Origin of the sequence: Candidatus Sphingomonas colombiensis, assembly GCA_029202845.1 — a bacterium.
GTDB classification, from domain to species: domain Bacteria; phylum Pseudomonadota; class Alphaproteobacteria; order Sphingomonadales; family Sphingomonadaceae; genus Sphingomonas; species Sphingomonas colombiensis.
In genome coordinates this window covers 2,230,560-2,245,895 of record CP119315.1, presented here as the reverse complement: position 1 = coordinate 2,245,895, position 15,336 = coordinate 2,230,560, and the positions used below count along the sequence as shown (strand labels likewise).

Below are 15,336 nucleotides of genomic sequence, written 5' to 3'. Positions count from 1 at the left end.
CGCGCCGACACCTCTCCACCCTCGCGCGTACGTGTGAAGGATAAAACGAAGCCACAATGCAGCTTGTCATCGTAGAATCGCCGGCCAAGGCGAAAACCATCGAGAAATATCTCGGCGCCGATTATCGCGTGCTCGCGAGCTACGGCCATGTCCGCGATCTGCCGCCGAAGGATGGCTCGGTCGATCCTGACGCCGGCTTCGCGATGGAATGGGAAAATTACGCCGACAAAGCCAAGCAGTTGAAGGCGATCGCCGACGAGGCGAAAAAGGCCGATCGACTGATCCTCGCGACTGACCCTGATCGCGAGGGCGAGGCGATTTCGTGGCACGTTCAGGAGGTGCTGCGCAATCGCAAAGCACTCCCGAAACAGGTGGAGCGCGTAACCTTCAACGCGATCACCAAGGCCGCCGTGACGCAGGCGATGGCGGCCCCGCGCGAACTCGATACCGATCTGATCGACGCTTATCGTGCGCGGCGCGCGCTGGATTATCTCGTCGGCTTCACGCTGTCGCCGGTGCTGTGGCGCAAGCTGCCGGGCGCCAAGTCCGCGGGGCGCGTGCAATCGGTTGCGCTGCGCCTGATCGTCAGCCGCGAGCGCGAGATCGAGGCATTCCGGGCGCAGGAATATTGGTCGGTCACCGCGTCGATGGAACAGGACGGCACGCCTTTCGCCGCTCGCCTCGTCCAATGGGAAGGCAAGAAGCTCGATCGTCTGTCGATCGGCGATGAGGGCACCGCGCAGCGCGCCAAGGCCGATGTCGAGGCCGGTCGCTTCGCCGTCCAGTCGGTCGAGACCAAGCCCGCGACCCGTAACCCGCCGCCGCCCTTCACCACGTCCACCTTGCAGCAAGAGGCGGCGCGCAAGCTCGGCTTCTCCGCCAGCCATACGATGCGGATCGCGCAGGGCCTCTACGAAGATGGCGCGATCACCTATATGCGTACCGATGGCGTGCAGATGGACGGCTCCGCCATCTCCGCCGCGCGCAAGGCGGTCGCCGATCGCTACGATGCGAGCTATGTTCCTGACAAACCACGCCAATATCAGACCAAGGCGAAGAACGCACAGGAAGCGCACGAGGCGATCCGCCCGACCGATTTCGGCCGCGACCGTGCGGGCAGCGGCGATCACGCGCGGCTCTATGAGCTGATCTGGAAGCGCGCGCTGGCCAGCCAGATGGCCTCGGCACGGATGGAGCGCACGACGATCGAACTGGCCGACGGCACCGGCCGCAACGTGCTGCGCGCGACGGGCCAAGTCGTGCTGTTCCCCGGCTATCTCGCGCTCTACGAAGAAGGCGTTGATGATGCGGAGGGCGACGACGCCCGCCGCCTGCCGCGTATGCGCGAAGGCGATGCACCGGCGAAAAAGGCCGTCGAGGCGGAGCAGCATTTCACCCAACCGCCGCCGCGCTTCTCCGAAGCCTCGCTCGTCAAGCGGATGGAGGAGCTCGGCATCGGCCGGCCTTCCACTTACGCCTCGATCATCCAGACGCTGAAGGATCGCGCATACGTCCGCATCGAGAAGAACCGCTTCTTCGCCGAGGAGAGCGGGCGACTGGTGACGGCATTCCTCGAACGCTTCTTCGAACGTTACGTGGGGTATGACTATACCGCCGAGCTGGAAGACGAGCTGGACGACGTGTCCGGCGGCCGCGCGCAATGGCAGGCGGTGCTGGAGGCGTTCTGGCGCGATTTCAAACCGCGCACGACCGAGGTGATGGAGCAGAAGCCGTCGGACATCACCGCCGCGCTCGATCAGTTCCTCGCGCCCTATCTGTTCCCCGAACAGGCGGATGGCGGCGATCCGCGCAAATGCCCGAATTGTGGCGACGGCAAGCTCGCGCTGCGCGGCGGCCGCTATGGCGCGTTCATCGCCTGCTCCAATTATCCTGAATGCAAATACACTCGTCGCTTCGCCCAGCCGGGCGGCAGCGAGGGCGAAAGCACCGGGCCGGAGGCGCTAGGCCGCGATCCCGAAACGGGGCTGGAGGTGGAGCGCAAGGCCGGTCGTTTCGGCCCCTATATCCAGCTCGGCGAAGGCAAGGATGCCAAGCGCGCGTCGATCCCCAAGGATATCGGCGAGATGAATCTGGAATGGGCGCTGAAGCTGCTCAGCCTGCCGCGCACGGTCGGCGTCCATCCCGATAGCGGGCATCCGATCACCGCCTCGATCGGTCGCTATGGGCCGTATCTCGCGCATGACGGCAAATATGCGCGGCTGCAATCGACCGCCGATGTATTCGAAACCGGCATGAACGCTGCCGTGGTCAAGCTGGCGGAAGCCGCTGCGGGGGGCGGTCGCGCGCAACGCGGTAGCCGTGAGCCGCTACGCGTGCTCGGCGCGCACCCGCGCACCGAAGCGGAAATCAAGCTGATGGAGGGGCGCTACGGCCCCTATGTCACCGACGGCACCACCAACGCGACGCTGCCCAAGACGATCGCGCCGGATCAGCTCACGCTGGAAGAAGCCGCGCAACTGATCGACGCGCGTGCCGCGATGCCGGCGAAGGGCAAGAAGAAAGCCGCACCGAAGAAAAAGGCGGCTCCCGCAAAGAAGCCGGCGGCGAAGAAGGCGCCCGCGAAGAAGGCTGCGGCAAAGGCCTGACGATCGATCGCCCCGGCCACGCGCCGGGGCCGATCAGAATAGCGGCATGACCGACGCAGCAAAGCCGCCTGACGCCAGAATGCCGCGGGCGTGCCGCGCTCGTCCGGTGACGTCACCTGCTATTGTATTCGGATCCGGGCGTTAGGCCGCGCGTGCGCGCAACATGCCCAGCCAGTCGCGTGCGGCGCGCTGGGCGATCGCCACGTCGCGGGCGCTCATGTCGCCCGCGATCTCGGCACGCGCGGTCTGCGCCGCGACGTCGCCGGTAATCGCGGCAAGATTGAACCATTTATGTGCTTCGATCAAATCGAACGGCACACCGGCGGTGCCCGTGGAATAGGCCACGCCGAGATCATAATATGCCATGACCTCGCCGCGCGCCGCATCACGCAGCCGGCTTTCGATCAGAAAATTCGCGCTCTTGAGACTGTTGCCCATCTCATCGCCCCCTTCGGTTTCAAAAGAACCGATCCGGGGGTTTGCCGCGCATTCCCTTCAGAAATGGTTAACGCAGTTAAGGGCGTTTATTGACCGTCCTCGATCGCGACATTGTCGATCAGCCGCGTCCCGCCCATCCGCGCGGCGGCGAGCAGCCGGCGCGGGCGCCCTTCGGCTGGATCGGCCTCCAGTGTCTCCGCATCCACCAGCGCGACATAATCGACCGCGAAGCCCGCCGCGACGAGGTTCGCCTCCGCCTCTGCCAGCGCCGCCGCCACGTCGTCACCACGCCCGATCGCGCGCGCCGCAACACCCAGCACCCGCGGCAGTGCGACCGCCTTCGGCCGCTCGGTTTCGTCGAGATAGATATTGCGCGACGACAGCGCGAGGCCGTCATCATCACGCTGAGTCGGCACGCCCACCACCTCGATATCGAAATCGAGATCGACGACCATGCGGCGAATCACCTGCAATTGCTGGTAATCCTTCTCGCCGAAATAGGCGGCGTCGGGCGAAACCTGATTGAACAGCTTCGACACCACGGTCGCCACGCCATCGAAATGGCCGGGGCGCGACGCGCCATCCAGCCCCTCGGTAACGCCCGCGACGCTGACATTGGTCGCGAAGCCATCCGGATACATGGTTTCCACCGCCGGCAGCCACGCCAAGTCGCAACCGGCGTCGGCCAGCATCGTCAGGTCCGCCTTTTCGCGGCGAGGATAGCGCGTAAGGTCTTCATTAGGGCCGAATTGCTTGGGGTTGACGAAGATCGACGCGATCACCTTCGTGCCCTGACGCTTGGCCGCTTCGACCAGCGCGATGTGCCCCGGATGCAGCGCGCCCATCGTCGGAACGAGCGCCACACGCATTCCCTCAGCACGGAACTCCCTCAGCGCATCTCGCAATGCGACAAGGTCACGAACGGTCAACACTCGATCTTACCCCCTCGTCCTGGACGAACCGGGCTTCTATGGGTGCCTATCCAGGGGATCAACAAGGGATTCGACGAATTGCCCAGCGGTAACGGACAGACTCACGTCATCGTCTTCGCCAACGAGAAGGGGGGGACCGGCAAATCGACCACTGCGGTGCACGTCGCGATTGCGCTGGCGGCGCAGGGCGCACGGGTGGCATGCCTCGATCTCGATCATCGCCAACGCACGATGGGCCGCTATCTCGACAATCGCGCCGAATCGGTGCGACGCAAGGGAATCGAGCTGGCGATTCCACGCCATGCGACCGGCGACGGGCAGGCCGGCGGCAATTTCGACTCGCTGTTCGCCGAACTGGCGGACGGCAGCGACTATCTGGTGATCGACACGCCCGGCCGCGACGATCCGGTCGCGCGGGAAGCGGCCACGCGTGCCGACACGCTGGTAACACCGATGAACGACAGCTTCGTCGATTTCGATCTGATCGGGCAGGTTCACCCCGAAACCTTCAAGGTTACCCGGCCGAGCTTCTATTCCGAGCTGATCTGGGATGCACGCAAGGCGCGCGCCAAGGCCGATGGCTCGACGATCGACTGGGTGGTGCTCCGCAACCGCCTTCAGCATATCGAGGCACGCAACATGCGCCGCGTATCGGAGGCGCTCGATCAGCTCTCCAAGCGAGTCGGCTTCCGCATCATTCCGGGGCTGGGCGAACGCGTGATCTATCGCGAACTGTTCCCGGCCGGGCTCACCATGCTGGACGCGAAGGAATTTGGCGCCATGGGGCTGGGCCATGTGGCGGCACGTCAGGAATTGCGCGAGATGATGGCCGGGTTGGCACTCCCCGAGCCCGCGCTGCCGCTGTTCGCCTGATGGCGAAGTTTGTCCTCGCGCTGCTCGTCGCCTATGCCGGCTGGCGGCTGTGGAAGGATGCGCTGGGGATCAAGCCGAAGCCGAAACGCCAGACCAGCGTCGATACCGGCCAGCAGGCGGCGCGCGAGCTGCTTGGCGTCGGGCCTGCGGCTGATCGCGATGAAATTCGCGCGGCGCACCGCCGGCTGATGGCGGACGCGCATCCCGATCATGGCGGCTCCGACGATCGTGCGCGCGCGCTCAATGCGGCGCGTGACCTGCTGATCCGGCACGCGGGCTGAGCCAATGATGACGCATCGGTTCGCCCCGTCGATCCTGCGCGAATATGACATTCGCGGCGTGACCGGCGCGACACTCGGCCCGGACGATGCGATCGCGCTGGGACGCAGCTTCGGCACATTGGTGCGGCGATCCGGCGGCAAGGCCGTCGCGGTTGGCTTTGACGGTCGACTGACGTCGCCCGTGCTGGAGGCCGCTTTAGTTGCAGGGCTCGTCGCAAGCGGCATGGATGTCGTGCGCGTCGGCCTCTGCCCTTCGCCGATGCTCTATCACGCCGCTGCCACGTTAGAGGTGGATGGCGGCATACAGGTAACCGGCAGCCACAATCCCGCCGATCACAACGGCTTCAAGATGCTCCACCAATGCCGGCCGATATTTGGCGCAGCGATCCGCGATCTGGCCGCGATGGCGGAGGCGGGGGATTGGGAGAGCGGCAACGGGCGCGTGTCCGGCGCCGACGTGCTCGATCATTATGTCCGCCGTGTCGCTGGTGATTGCACCGGTGCGTTCCGCATCGGCTGGGATGCCGGCAATGGCGCTGCCGGCCCCGCGATCGAGCAGCTCGTCAAACTGCTGCCGGGTGAGCATCATCTGCTGTTCACCGATGTCGACGGCAATTTTCCCAATCATCATCCCGACCCGACCGAGGATGCCAATCTTGCCGACCTGCGCGCGCTGGTCGCGGCGAAGAAGCTCCATTTCGGCGTGGCTTTCGATGGCGACGGCGATCGCGTGGGGGTGATCGACGGCGAAGGCCGCGTGCTGCGCGGCGATCAGATTCTCTCCATTCTGGTGGAACCCGTGCTGCGCGCGATGCCCGGCGCCGCGATCGTCGCGGACGTGAAATCGAGCAGTACGCTGTTCGATCGCATCGCCGCGCTCGGCGGACGGCCGGTGATGTGGAAATCGGGCCACAGCAATATCAAGGCGATGATGCGCGAACTCGACTCCCCGATCGGCGGTGAGATGAGTGGCCACATCTTCTTCGGCGGCGACTGGCTGGGGTTCGACGATGCGCTCCACGCGGCGGTGCGACTGATCGATGCGGTGCAGACGTCGGGCAAATCGCTCGCGGAGATGCACGATGCGATGCCGACGCTCGTCAGCACGCCGGAGTTGCGCTTCGCGGTCGATCCGGCGCGCAAGGAGCAGGTCGTGGCGGAGGTCGTCGCCCGGCTGCGCGCCGAAGGTGCGGCGGTCGACACCACCGATGGCGCGCGCGTCACGATCGATGGCGGCTGGTGGCTGCTACGTGCTTCGAATACCGAGGATATGCTCACCGCCCGCGCTGAGGCGAACAGCGCGGATGCCCTCGCCCGCATCGTCGCGGCGATCGACGCGCAACTCGCGCTGAGCAACGTCGCTCGACATGGGGCCTGCGAGGCTCCACATTAGGGCGATGCGTTCCCCGCCCAGTATCATTCGCGTAATCGACCTCGAAACCACCGGCCCCGCCCCACCTCAGCACGGGGTATGTGAGATCGGCTGGCAGGACGTGACGCTTGGGCCGGACGGTCGCTGGGAGCTTTCCGGCGACGGCGGCAACCGGATGGTCAACCCCGGCCGCCCGATGCCGCCGATCACGCAGGCGATCCACCACATCCGCGATGAGGACGTCGCAGACGCACCGCTGTGGCACGATGTGGCGCGGCAAGTGCTCGATCCATGGCCGCGCCGCGTCGCGCTCGCCGCGCATCGCGCCGATTTCGAGCAGGTGTTCTGCACGCCAGCGTTCACCCATGGCGCGGACTGGATCTGCACATGGAAATGCGCGATGCGGCTATGGCCGGATTCGCCAAGCTTTTCCAATCAGGTGCTGCGTTACTGGCACAAACCGCACGGGCTGATCCACGAACGCGGGTTACCAGCGCATCGCGCCTTTCCCGATGCCTATGTCACCGCGTTCCACCTGCGCGACATGCTGAACGAGGTGAGCATCGCGCAATTGCTCGAATGGTCGCGCCTGCCCGGGCTGCTGCCGCGCGTGCGCTACGGCCCCGATCGCGGCAAGGACTGGCGCGAGATCGACGAGGAGAGCCTGATCGGTTTCCTCGGGGATCGCGATGTCGACGTGCGCTTCACCGCCGAGACGGAAATGGCGCGGCGGCGCGGCGGTGGCCATGTCGGCCGGCCGAGCCCGGAGGATTTGCTGCTGTAAAGCGCCGTCACCCCGGCAGGAAGTTCATCAGGTTTGGCTGGCCGGTGGAGGCGGTTTGGCCGCCGTCTGCAACTATAACCGAACCCGTGACATAGGATGCCGCGTCGGAGGCGAGGAAGGCGACGACCTGCGCCATCTCCTCCGGCTGGGCTGGACGGCCGAGCGGGATCGTGTCGTTCCACGCCTGCTCCAGCCCCGGCAGCTCCCTGGCGCCCGCGATGATCGGGGTCGCGACAAGACCGGGGCAAAGCGCGTTCGCGCGTATTCCCTCGCGCGCATGATCGATCGCGAGACTGCGGGTGTAGTTGATCACCGCCGCCTTGGCCGCATTATAGGCGGTGAAGCCATAATCCGCCGCCAGCCCGGAAATCGATGCGGTGTTGACGATCACGCCGCCAGGCTTTGGCATATGCGGGATCGCCGCGCGGCAGGCGTAGAACACCGCGTTGAGATCGACCGCGATCACGCGTTCCCACTGGGCCGGATCGAGATCGGGCGTGCGGCCGAAGCAACCGATGCCAGCGTTGTTGAACAGGATGTCGATCCGGCCGTGCCGTTCGACCGCGCGTGCCACCGCGCGCTCCACATCGGCGCGTTGCGCCACGTCCGCCGTCACCGCGATGCCGCCGGTTTCGTCCGCCACCGCCTGCGCATGTTCCGCGACGAGATCGACCACGACGAGTTGCGCGCCCTCGCGCGCCAGCAACCGCGCGGTCGCCGCGCCGATCCCCGATCCGCCGCCGGTGACCAGCGCCACCTTGCCCGCAAAGCGCATCTCTCTCTCCCGTTACAGCCGGTTGATTCACCCACCGCTTCGCGTCATCATAACTTTCGTTACGGACGTCGGGCAAGCCGGCGCCGCGAGAGGATGGCCGCATGACCGATACGCTGCGAGACCCCCGCGAGGCCTCGCCCGCACTGAACGCGGAGGATCGCGCCGCATTGGCCGATTCGGTGCGCCGCCTGCTCGCCGATCGTTGCGCGGAAACCGATGTGCGCCGCATCATCGACAGCGAGACCGGGCATGATCCCGCATTGTGGCGCGCGCTGGCCGATCTCGGCATGGTTGGCCTTACCGTGCCGGAAGCGCATGGCGGCGCAGGGCTTGGCCCGATCGAACTGGAGCTGGTGATGGAGGCGGCGGGCGCGGCGTTGCTCCCCGCCCCGCTGATCTCCGCCGCGATCGCCGCCGCGCTGCTCGACGGCGATCGGCTCTCCGCGCTCGCCACCGGGGAGAGCATCGTCGCCGTGGCCTTTGCCGGAAGCCGCGACTGGACGGGCAAGAGCGACGTGCGGCACTACGGCAACCAGCTATCCGGCACCGCGCGCTTCGTTCCCGACGCCGCGATCGCCGACACCATCCTGGTCACCACCGACGACGCCGTATTCGCCGTCGCCCGCGCCGATGCCACGATCACCCCCCTCCCCGTCTTCGACCGCACGCGCCGCATGGCGGATGTAGCGTTCCACGGCCCCGCCACACGCATCGGCGACGGCAGCCGCGTGGCGCAGGCGCACGACGTTGCGTTGATCGCGCTGGCGGGCGAGCAGGCCGGGGCTGCGCGGCGCATCATGGACATGGCGGTCGATTATGCGCGCGAACGCCACCAGTTCGGCCGCGCGATCGGCAGTTTCCAGGCGGTGAAACATATGGCGGCCGATCTGCTGCTTGAGGCGGAGAGCGCGACGAGCGCGGCGCGCGACGCCGCGCGCCAGCTCGCGGAGGGCGCACCGATGAAGGACGCCGCGATCGCGCTCGCCGCCTTTGCCTGCGGCGACGCATTCGTCCGCTGCGCGAAAGATGCGATCCAGATGCACGGCGGCATCGCCTTCACCTGGGAGCATCCCGCGCATCTTTATCTGCGCCGAGCGCGATCCGGCGCGCAGCTTTACGGCGACGGCAATCATTGGCGCGACCGCTACGTCAGCGCGCTGGAGGCTCAGGCATGACCGACGAACAGCTCAAGGCCGAGGTGGAGGCATGGCTCGCCGCCAATTGGAAAGGCGTGCCCGCGCATCACGACACATTCGGCCGCGATCCGCGCAGCGCCTGGCTGGCGAAAGTGCGCGATTCCGGCTGGGCCGTTCCGCGCTGGTCCAGCGAATGGCACGGCCGCGAGCTTTCAAACGATCAGGCGAAGATCGTCGAGCGCGCCTTCGCGGCGTTCGACGCGCCCGGCGCGGGGCAGGATCGCACCAACCTGTGGGCCAATACCGCGCTGGCCCATGCCACCCACAGCTTCAAGCGCGAGATCGTGCCGAAGCTGCTCGCCGGAGAGGTCGGCATGTGCCTGCTCTATTCGGAGCCCGGCGCGGGCAGCGATCTCGCCGCGATCCGCACGCGGGCGGACAAGGTGAACGGCGGCTGGCGCATCACCGGGCAGAAGGTGTGGACCAGCGGCGCGATGATCGCCGATTACGGGATGCTGATCGCACGCACCGACTGGGACGTGCCCAAGCATCGCGGCATCAGTTTCTTCTTCCTGCCGATGAAGCAGCCCGGCGTGGAGGTGCGCCCGCTGCGCCAGATCACCGATGAGGCGCATTTCAACGAGGTGTTCATCACCGATGCCTTCGTGCCGGATGAAAATCTGCTCGGCCCGCTGAACGGCGGGTGGAGCGTGTTGCAGACAGCGCTGGCCTATGAACGATCGGTGATGGGTGATCGCGCGCGCGGGCCGCGTTCGGGCGCGGGCGGCCCGAAGGGCGATTATTCGCTGCTCGGGCTGGCGCGCGAGGCGGGCAAGCTCGGCGATCCGGTGATCCGGCAGGAACTGGCGCAGGTGATCGCGTGGCGCGCGCTCAACAAGCTCAATACGCAGCGCGCCAAGGCGGAGCTGGCGCAGGGCACCTCCGCGTCGATCATGTCGCTCGGCAAGCTGGCGATGAGCCGCATCCTGCACGAGGAAGGCCGCATCCGCACGTTGCTGCTCGGCGCGGAGAGCCTGTTGCAAGGGCCGGAGCATCCGCGTGCCGAGGATGCCAATTTCCTGACGCTCAACGCCTATTTCACCTCGATCGGCGGCGGGACGGATCAGATCCAGCGCAACATCATCGGCGAGCGCGTGCTGGGGTTGCCCAAGGAACCCGAGGTCGATCGTACCATCCCGTTCCGGGAGGTGCGCGCGGGATGAGCCGGGCGATCTTCATCAGCGGCGGCGCATCGGGCATCGGTCTCGCCGCCGCGCGCCGTTTCCACCGCGAAGGCTGGACGATCGGTATCGGCGATATCGACACCGCCGGCATGGCGCGGGTGGCGGACGAACTGGCCGCCTTCACCGTGCCGCTCGACGTGCGCGATCGCGCGCAATGGGATGCCGCTTTGGCCGGCTTCGCGGCGCACACCGGGCGGCTCGATGCATTGCTCAACAACGCCGGGATCGCGCGTTACGGCATGTTCGAGGAAGTGACCCCCGACGAATCCGAGCTGGAGGTCGATATCAATCTGAAGGGCGTGATCAACGGCGTCTATGCCGCCCTGCCGCATTTGAAAGCAACGCCGGGCAGCCGGCTGATCAACGTCGCATCGGTCGCCGGGATCATCGGCTCGCCCGGCCTCGCGGTATATTCCGCGACCAAGCACGCGGTGCGCGGCCTGTCCGAGGCGCTGGACGCGGAATTCACCCGCCACGGCATCGCGGTTTCATGCGTCATGCCGTTCTTCATCGAAACGCCGCTGCTCGATACCGGATCGAAGGGCAGCAACCGCGCGATCCGCGACGGGCTGGGCAAAGCGCCGGTCTATACCCCCGAAGACGCCGCCGAGGTGATCTGGCAGGCGGCGCATGGCGAGGAGCGCGAATATATCGTCGGCAAGGCGGGGCGGCAGGCCAGCTTCGCGCGGCGCTTCATGCCGGGCCGGTTGCGCAAGCGGATGAAGGCGGCGTTCGCGCGTTAGGCGGCCGCAGCCACCCTCCCCTTCGGCGCGGGCGTCTTCGGCTTGTACGCGCACAGATCCGCCTCCACGCAGCGCCAGCATTCGGGCGTGCGCGCCTTGCAGACATAGCGCCCGTGCAGGATCAGCCAGTGATGCGCGTGGACGCGAAACGGCTGCGGCGTATCCTTGTCCAGCTTCTTCTCCACCGCCAGCGGGGTCTTGCCCTTCGCCAGACCGGTGCGGTTGCCGACGCGGAAGATATGCGTGTCGACCGCGAACGTCTCCGCGCCGAACGCGACGTTCAGCACGACATTGGCGGTCTTGCGCCCCACGCCCGGCAGTTTCTCCAGCGCCTCGCGATCCGCCGGCACCTCGCCATCATGATCGGCGATCAGCACCTCGCTCAGCGCGATGACGTTCTTCGCCTTGGTGTTGAACAGCCCGATCGTCTTGATGTGTTCCTTCAGCCCCGCCTCGCCCAGCGCGACCATCTGCGCCGGCGTCTTCACTTCGGCGAATAGCCGCCGCGTCGCCTTGTTGACGCCGACGTCGGTCGCCTGCGCGGAAAGCGCGACCGCGACGACAAGCTGATAGTCATTGCCATATTCGAGTTCGGTCACCGGATGCGGATCGACCTCCGCCAGCCGGCGATAGAATTCGAAGATGTCGGCCTTTTTCAAAGCCCCAGCACCTCGTCCATCTGATATCGCCCCGCCGGCTTGCCCGCGAGCCACAGCGCCGCCTTCAGCGCGCCGCGCGCGAAGATAGAGCGATCCTCACCACGATGGCCCAGCTCGATCCGCTCGCCCTCGCCGGCGAACACCACCTGATGATCGCCCACCACCGATCCGCCGCGCAGCGAGGAGAAGCCGATCGTCCCCTCCGTCCGCGCGCCGGTCAGCCCGGCGCGGCCATCGACGCGCACCTCACCCAGCGTAGTGCCGCGCCCCGCCGCCGCCGCTTCGCCAAGCAATGTCGCGGTGCCGGACGGCGCATCGACCTTGTGGCGGTGATGCATCTCGACGATTTCGATATCCCATTCCGTGCCGAGCCGTTCCGCCGCCTCACGCACCAATACCGCGAGCAGGGTGACCCCGAGCGACGTATTCCCCGTCTGGAGCACCGCGACCGACTGCGCCGCCTTGTCGATCAGCGCGTGATGCGACGCGTGCAGCCCCGTCGTGCCGATCACGATCGGCGTGCCAGCCGCCACCGCTGCCGCAAGGTTCGCCTCCAGCGCGGCCGGGGCGGTGAAATCGACCAGCACGTCCGCCGCGCGCGCCAGCGGCGCGGGATCGCCGTCCGCATCGATGCCGCCAACGATCACGACGCCTTCCTCGCCCGCAATCACCGTGATCGCACGCCCCATGCGCCCCGCGCTGCCATAGATTCCGACCTTCGTCATATATTCTCCGCGGGTAAAAGTCCGTCTGTCTCGTGGCGGGCTCATGGCATAGTTCACGTGGCCCGGCGACACTCGATCGGGGAATTCGCTCGTCTTGCACCCCGATCGCGGCGCTGCCAAACAGCAGCACGTCTTTTCCGTTTCGGAGCCCGTAATGCGTCCTCGCCTGTCCCTGTTTCTCCTCGCCACCGCGCTTGCCACGCCGGCGCTCGCCCAGCAGCAGCCCAGCTTCTCGCTCGACACGCTGAAATCGGTGACGAAGGAGCTGTCGTCCGACGCCTATGAAGGCCGCGCGCCGACCACGCCGGGCGAGGTGAAGACGGTCGCCTATATCATCGAGCGGATGAAGGCCGCCGGCCTGAAGCCGGGCAACAAGGGCCAGTGGACGCAGGACGTGCCGATGGTCGAGATAACCGCGACCAACGTGAAGCCCTTCACCATCACCGGCGGCAAGAAGCCGGTCTCGCTCGCCTATCGCGACGATATCGTCGCGGGCACCTATCGCGTCGTGCCGAAAATCGCGTTGCAGAACAGCGACATGGTGTTCGTCGGCTATGGCATCAACGCGCCCGAAAAGGGCTGGAACGATTATGCCGGCATCGACGTGAAGGGCAAGACGGTCGTCATCCTGATCAACGATCCCGATTGGCAGACCAAGGAAGCCGGCGCCAATGCCGGCCCGTTCGAGGGCCGCGCGATGACCTATTACGGCCGCTGGACCTACAAGTTCGAAGAAGCCGCGCGACAGGGCGCCGCCGCCGCGATCATCGTCCATGATACCGAGCCGGCGGCATATCCCTGGGCGGTCGTCCGCTCGTCCTGGACCGGCGCGCAGCATGAGCTGGACGAACCGGGCAATCATATGGACCAGAGCCAGATCGTCAGCTGGGTGCAGCTCGATCGCGCCAGGGAAATCTTCGCCGCCGCCGGCAAGGATTTCACCGCGCTGGCGGAATCCGCGAAGCACAAGGGCTTCAAGGCGGTGCCGCTGGGCGTGAAATTCTCGGGCGGATTCAACAACACGATCCGCCGCAGCGCATCGAAGAACGTCGTCGGCCTGCTGCCGGGCACCGGGGCGCCGGACGAGACGGTGCTCTATTCGGCGCATTGGGATCACCTCGGCCATTGCGATCCGGTGGATGGCGACGGGATTTGCAACGGCGCGGTCGACAATGCCTCGGGCGTCGCCGGGTTGATCGCGATGGCGGAGACGCAGGCCAAGGCCGGCCCCGCGCGCCGCTCGATCGCGTTCCTCGCGGTGACGGCGGAGGAAAGCGGGCTGCTCGGCTCCGCTTATTATGCGCAACACCCGGTATTCCCGCTCGCGAAGACCGTCGGCGGGGTCAACATGGACGTGCTCAACGTGGTGGGCGCGACCAAGGATTTCGAGCTGACCGGCGCCGGCAAGTCCGAACTGGAGGATATGGTGAAGCCGCTGCTCGTCGCACAGGGCCGCACCATCTCGCCGGAGGCGACGCCGGAGAAGGGCCATTATTACCGCTCCGACCATTTCTCCTTCGCCAAGCTTGGCGTGCCGATGCTGTCTGGCGGCAGCGGCGAGGATCTGGTCAACGGCGGCGTCGCCGCGGGTCGCGCTGCGGCGGAGGATTACAACGCCCACCGCTATCACAAGCCGGCCGACGAATATAATCCGAACTGGGACTGGTCGGGCGCGGTGCAGGATCTGACGATCTATTATCAGCTCGGGCGCGAGCTGGCGGACGGCGCGATGTGGCCGAACTGGTATCCGACCGCCGAGTTCCGCGCGATCCGGGATCAGTCGCGGGGCGACGCGAAGTGAGCCGCACCCCACCGGCCGAATGGGCGCGCCACAAGGCGGTGTGGATCGGTTTCCCGTCCCACGCCGAATTGTGGCAGGACGATCTCGATCAGGCGCAGGAGGAGGTTGCCGCCTTCGCCCGCGCGGTCGATGCCGATGGGCGTGGCGAAAAGGTGCTGCTGGTCGCGGCGAATGATGAAGCCGGCGCGATCGCTGCCGAACTCGCACCGTTCGCGGAGGTGGTGGTCGAGCCGTTCGGCGACATCTGGCTGCGCGATACCGCAGCGATCATCACCGGCGACGGCACGGCACGCGATTTCGGCTTCAACGGCTGGGGCGGCAAATACGATCTGCCCGGCGACGACGACATCGGCGCGCGCCTCGCCCGGCGCCGCAACAAGCGCATCGTGCCGTGCGACTGGGTGCTGGAGGGCGGCGCGCTCGACGGCGACGGCACGGGCCTTGTCGTCACCACCGAGCAATGCCTGCTCAACCCGAACCGCAATGGCCCGATCGGCAAGGCGGGGATCGAGGAGCGGCTGGAGCGCGATCTGGGCTATGATCGCGTGCTGTGGCTCGGCGATGGGCTGCTCAACGATCATACCGACGGCCATGTCGATAATCTCGCGCGGTTCGTCGGCGAGGGGCGCCTCGCGATCCCGGTCGGATCGGAGAATGATCCCAACTGGCAGGTCTATCAGCAGGCCGCCGAACGCGCGCGCGCCTTCGGCCTCACGGTCGTCCCGGTCCCCTCCCCCGGCCGCGTGATGCGCGACGACGAGATCGTCCCGGCAAGCTACATGAACTTCTACATCGGCAACGCGAGCGTCGTCGTGCCGCTATACGGCGCCCCCGACGACAATGCGGCGGTGCGCGAATTCCAGGCGATCTTCCCCGATCGCAAGGTGATTGGCCTGCGCGCCGACGCGATCCTGACCGGCGGCGGCAGCTTCCACTGCATCAGCCAGCAGATTCCGGGATGATGCGG

The 15,336-nt window shown here is 66.6% G+C and carries 15 protein-coding genes; 10 read left to right on the top strand and 5 right to left on the bottom strand.

Annotated features, from left to right (window positions below):
- Positions 1-56 precede the first annotated feature (56 nt).
- Positions 57-2,606 (top strand): type I DNA topoisomerase, encoded by a 2,550-nt coding sequence (topA, locus tag P0Y64_10805; protein WEK41897.1) that lies wholly within the window; start codon positions 57-59, stop codon positions 2,604-2,606.
- 141 nt (positions 2,607-2,747) lie between these two features.
- On the opposite strand, the gene P0Y64_10800 is transcribed toward topA, so the two are convergent.
- Positions 2,748-3,044: a hypothetical protein gene (locus tag P0Y64_10800; GenBank protein WEK41896.1), complete on the bottom strand. Its 297-nt coding sequence runs from the start codon at positions 3,042-3,044 to the stop codon at positions 2,748-2,750.
- A gap of 86 nt (positions 3,045-3,130) precedes the next feature.
- Positions 3,131-3,976 (bottom strand): pantoate--beta-alanine ligase, encoded by an 846-nt coding sequence (gene panC / locus P0Y64_10795; protein ID WEK41895.1) that lies wholly within the window; start codon positions 3,974-3,976, stop codon positions 3,131-3,133.
- A 78-nt stretch (positions 3,977-4,054) separates the two neighbouring features.
- On the opposite strand from panC, the gene P0Y64_10790 reads away from it, so the two are divergent.
- The 4 genes from P0Y64_10790 to P0Y64_10775 are packed head-to-tail and all read left to right on the top strand — an operon-like array spanning position 4,055 to position 7,286.
- Positions 4,055-4,849 (top strand): division plane positioning ATPase MipZ, encoded by a 795-nt coding sequence (locus P0Y64_10790; protein WEK45035.1) that lies wholly within the window; start codon positions 4,055-4,057, stop codon positions 4,847-4,849.
- Complete coding sequence (locus P0Y64_10785) at positions 4,849-5,130, top strand: J domain-containing protein (GenBank protein WEK41894.1); 282 nt, start codon at positions 4,849-4,851, stop codon at positions 5,128-5,130. Before P0Y64_10790 ends, P0Y64_10785 begins: the two co-directional genes overlap by 1 nt.
- A gap of 7 nt (positions 5,131-5,137) precedes the next feature.
- The gene (locus P0Y64_10780) at positions 5,138-6,523 is read left to right on the top strand and encodes a phosphomannomutase/phosphoglucomutase (GenBank protein WEK41893.1); all 1,386 of its coding nucleotides are present in this window, start codon (positions 5,138-5,140) and stop codon (positions 6,521-6,523) included.
- Between the two features lie 4 nt (positions 6,524-6,527).
- On the top strand, positions 6,528-7,286 hold the full coding sequence (locus P0Y64_10775) for a 3'-5' exonuclease (GenBank protein WEK41892.1): 759 nt from the start codon (positions 6,528-6,530) through the stop codon (positions 7,284-7,286).
- Between the two features lie 7 nt (positions 7,287-7,293).
- Here the strand turns inward: P0Y64_10775 and P0Y64_10770 are convergent, their stop codons facing one another.
- Complete coding sequence (locus P0Y64_10770; protein WEK41891.1) at positions 7,294-8,061, bottom strand: SDR family NAD(P)-dependent oxidoreductase; 768 nt, start codon at positions 8,059-8,061, stop codon at positions 7,294-7,296.
- Positions 8,062-8,162: 101 nt separating this feature from the next.
- On the opposite strand from P0Y64_10770, the gene P0Y64_10765 reads away from it, so the two are divergent.
- Genes P0Y64_10765 through P0Y64_10755 form a run of 3 tightly spaced genes read left to right on the top strand, consistent with a single transcriptional unit; the run spans position 8,163 to position 11,184 of the window.
- Positions 8,163-9,236 (top strand): acyl-CoA/acyl-ACP dehydrogenase, encoded by a 1,074-nt coding sequence (locus tag P0Y64_10765; GenBank protein ID WEK41890.1) that lies wholly within the window; start codon positions 8,163-8,165, stop codon positions 9,234-9,236.
- On the top strand, positions 9,233-10,420 hold the full coding sequence (locus tag P0Y64_10760) for an acyl-CoA dehydrogenase family protein (protein WEK41889.1): 1,188 nt from the start codon (positions 9,233-9,235) through the stop codon (positions 10,418-10,420). The genes P0Y64_10765 and P0Y64_10760 overlap by 4 nt, the downstream gene beginning before the upstream one ends.
- On the top strand, positions 10,417-11,184 hold the full coding sequence (locus tag P0Y64_10755) for an SDR family oxidoreductase (GenBank protein ID WEK41888.1): 768 nt from the start codon (positions 10,417-10,419) through the stop codon (positions 11,182-11,184). The genes P0Y64_10760 and P0Y64_10755 overlap by 4 nt, the downstream gene beginning before the upstream one ends.
- Here P0Y64_10755 and nth read toward each other — a convergent pair.
- Positions 11,181-11,843 carry an endonuclease III gene (nth, locus tag P0Y64_10750; protein ID WEK41887.1) on the bottom strand — a complete coding sequence of 221 codons (663 nt, stop codon included), beginning with the start codon at positions 11,841-11,843 and terminating at the stop codon, positions 11,181-11,183. The two genes, P0Y64_10755 and nth, sit on opposite strands and share 4 nt — an antisense overlap.
- Positions 11,840-12,568: a 4-hydroxy-tetrahydrodipicolinate reductase gene (gene dapB, locus P0Y64_10745; protein WEK41886.1), complete on the bottom strand. Its 729-nt coding sequence runs from the start codon at positions 12,566-12,568 to the stop codon at positions 11,840-11,842. Before dapB ends, nth begins: the two co-directional genes overlap by 4 nt.
- Before the next feature lie 154 nt (positions 12,569-12,722).
- Between dapB and P0Y64_10740 the strand changes: the two genes are divergently transcribed.
- Together P0Y64_10740 and P0Y64_10735 are read left to right on the top strand one after the other, a co-directional pair.
- Positions 12,723-14,369 carry a M28 family metallopeptidase gene (locus tag P0Y64_10740; protein WEK41885.1) on the top strand — a complete coding sequence of 549 codons (1,647 nt, stop codon included), beginning with the start codon at positions 12,723-12,725 and terminating at the stop codon, positions 14,367-14,369.
- A complete protein-coding gene (locus P0Y64_10735) occupies positions 14,366-15,331 on the top strand; it encodes an agmatine deiminase family protein (GenBank protein WEK41884.1) in 966 nt (321 codons plus the stop codon). Before P0Y64_10740 ends, P0Y64_10735 begins: the two co-directional genes overlap by 4 nt.
- Positions 15,332-15,336 lie beyond the last annotated feature (5 nt).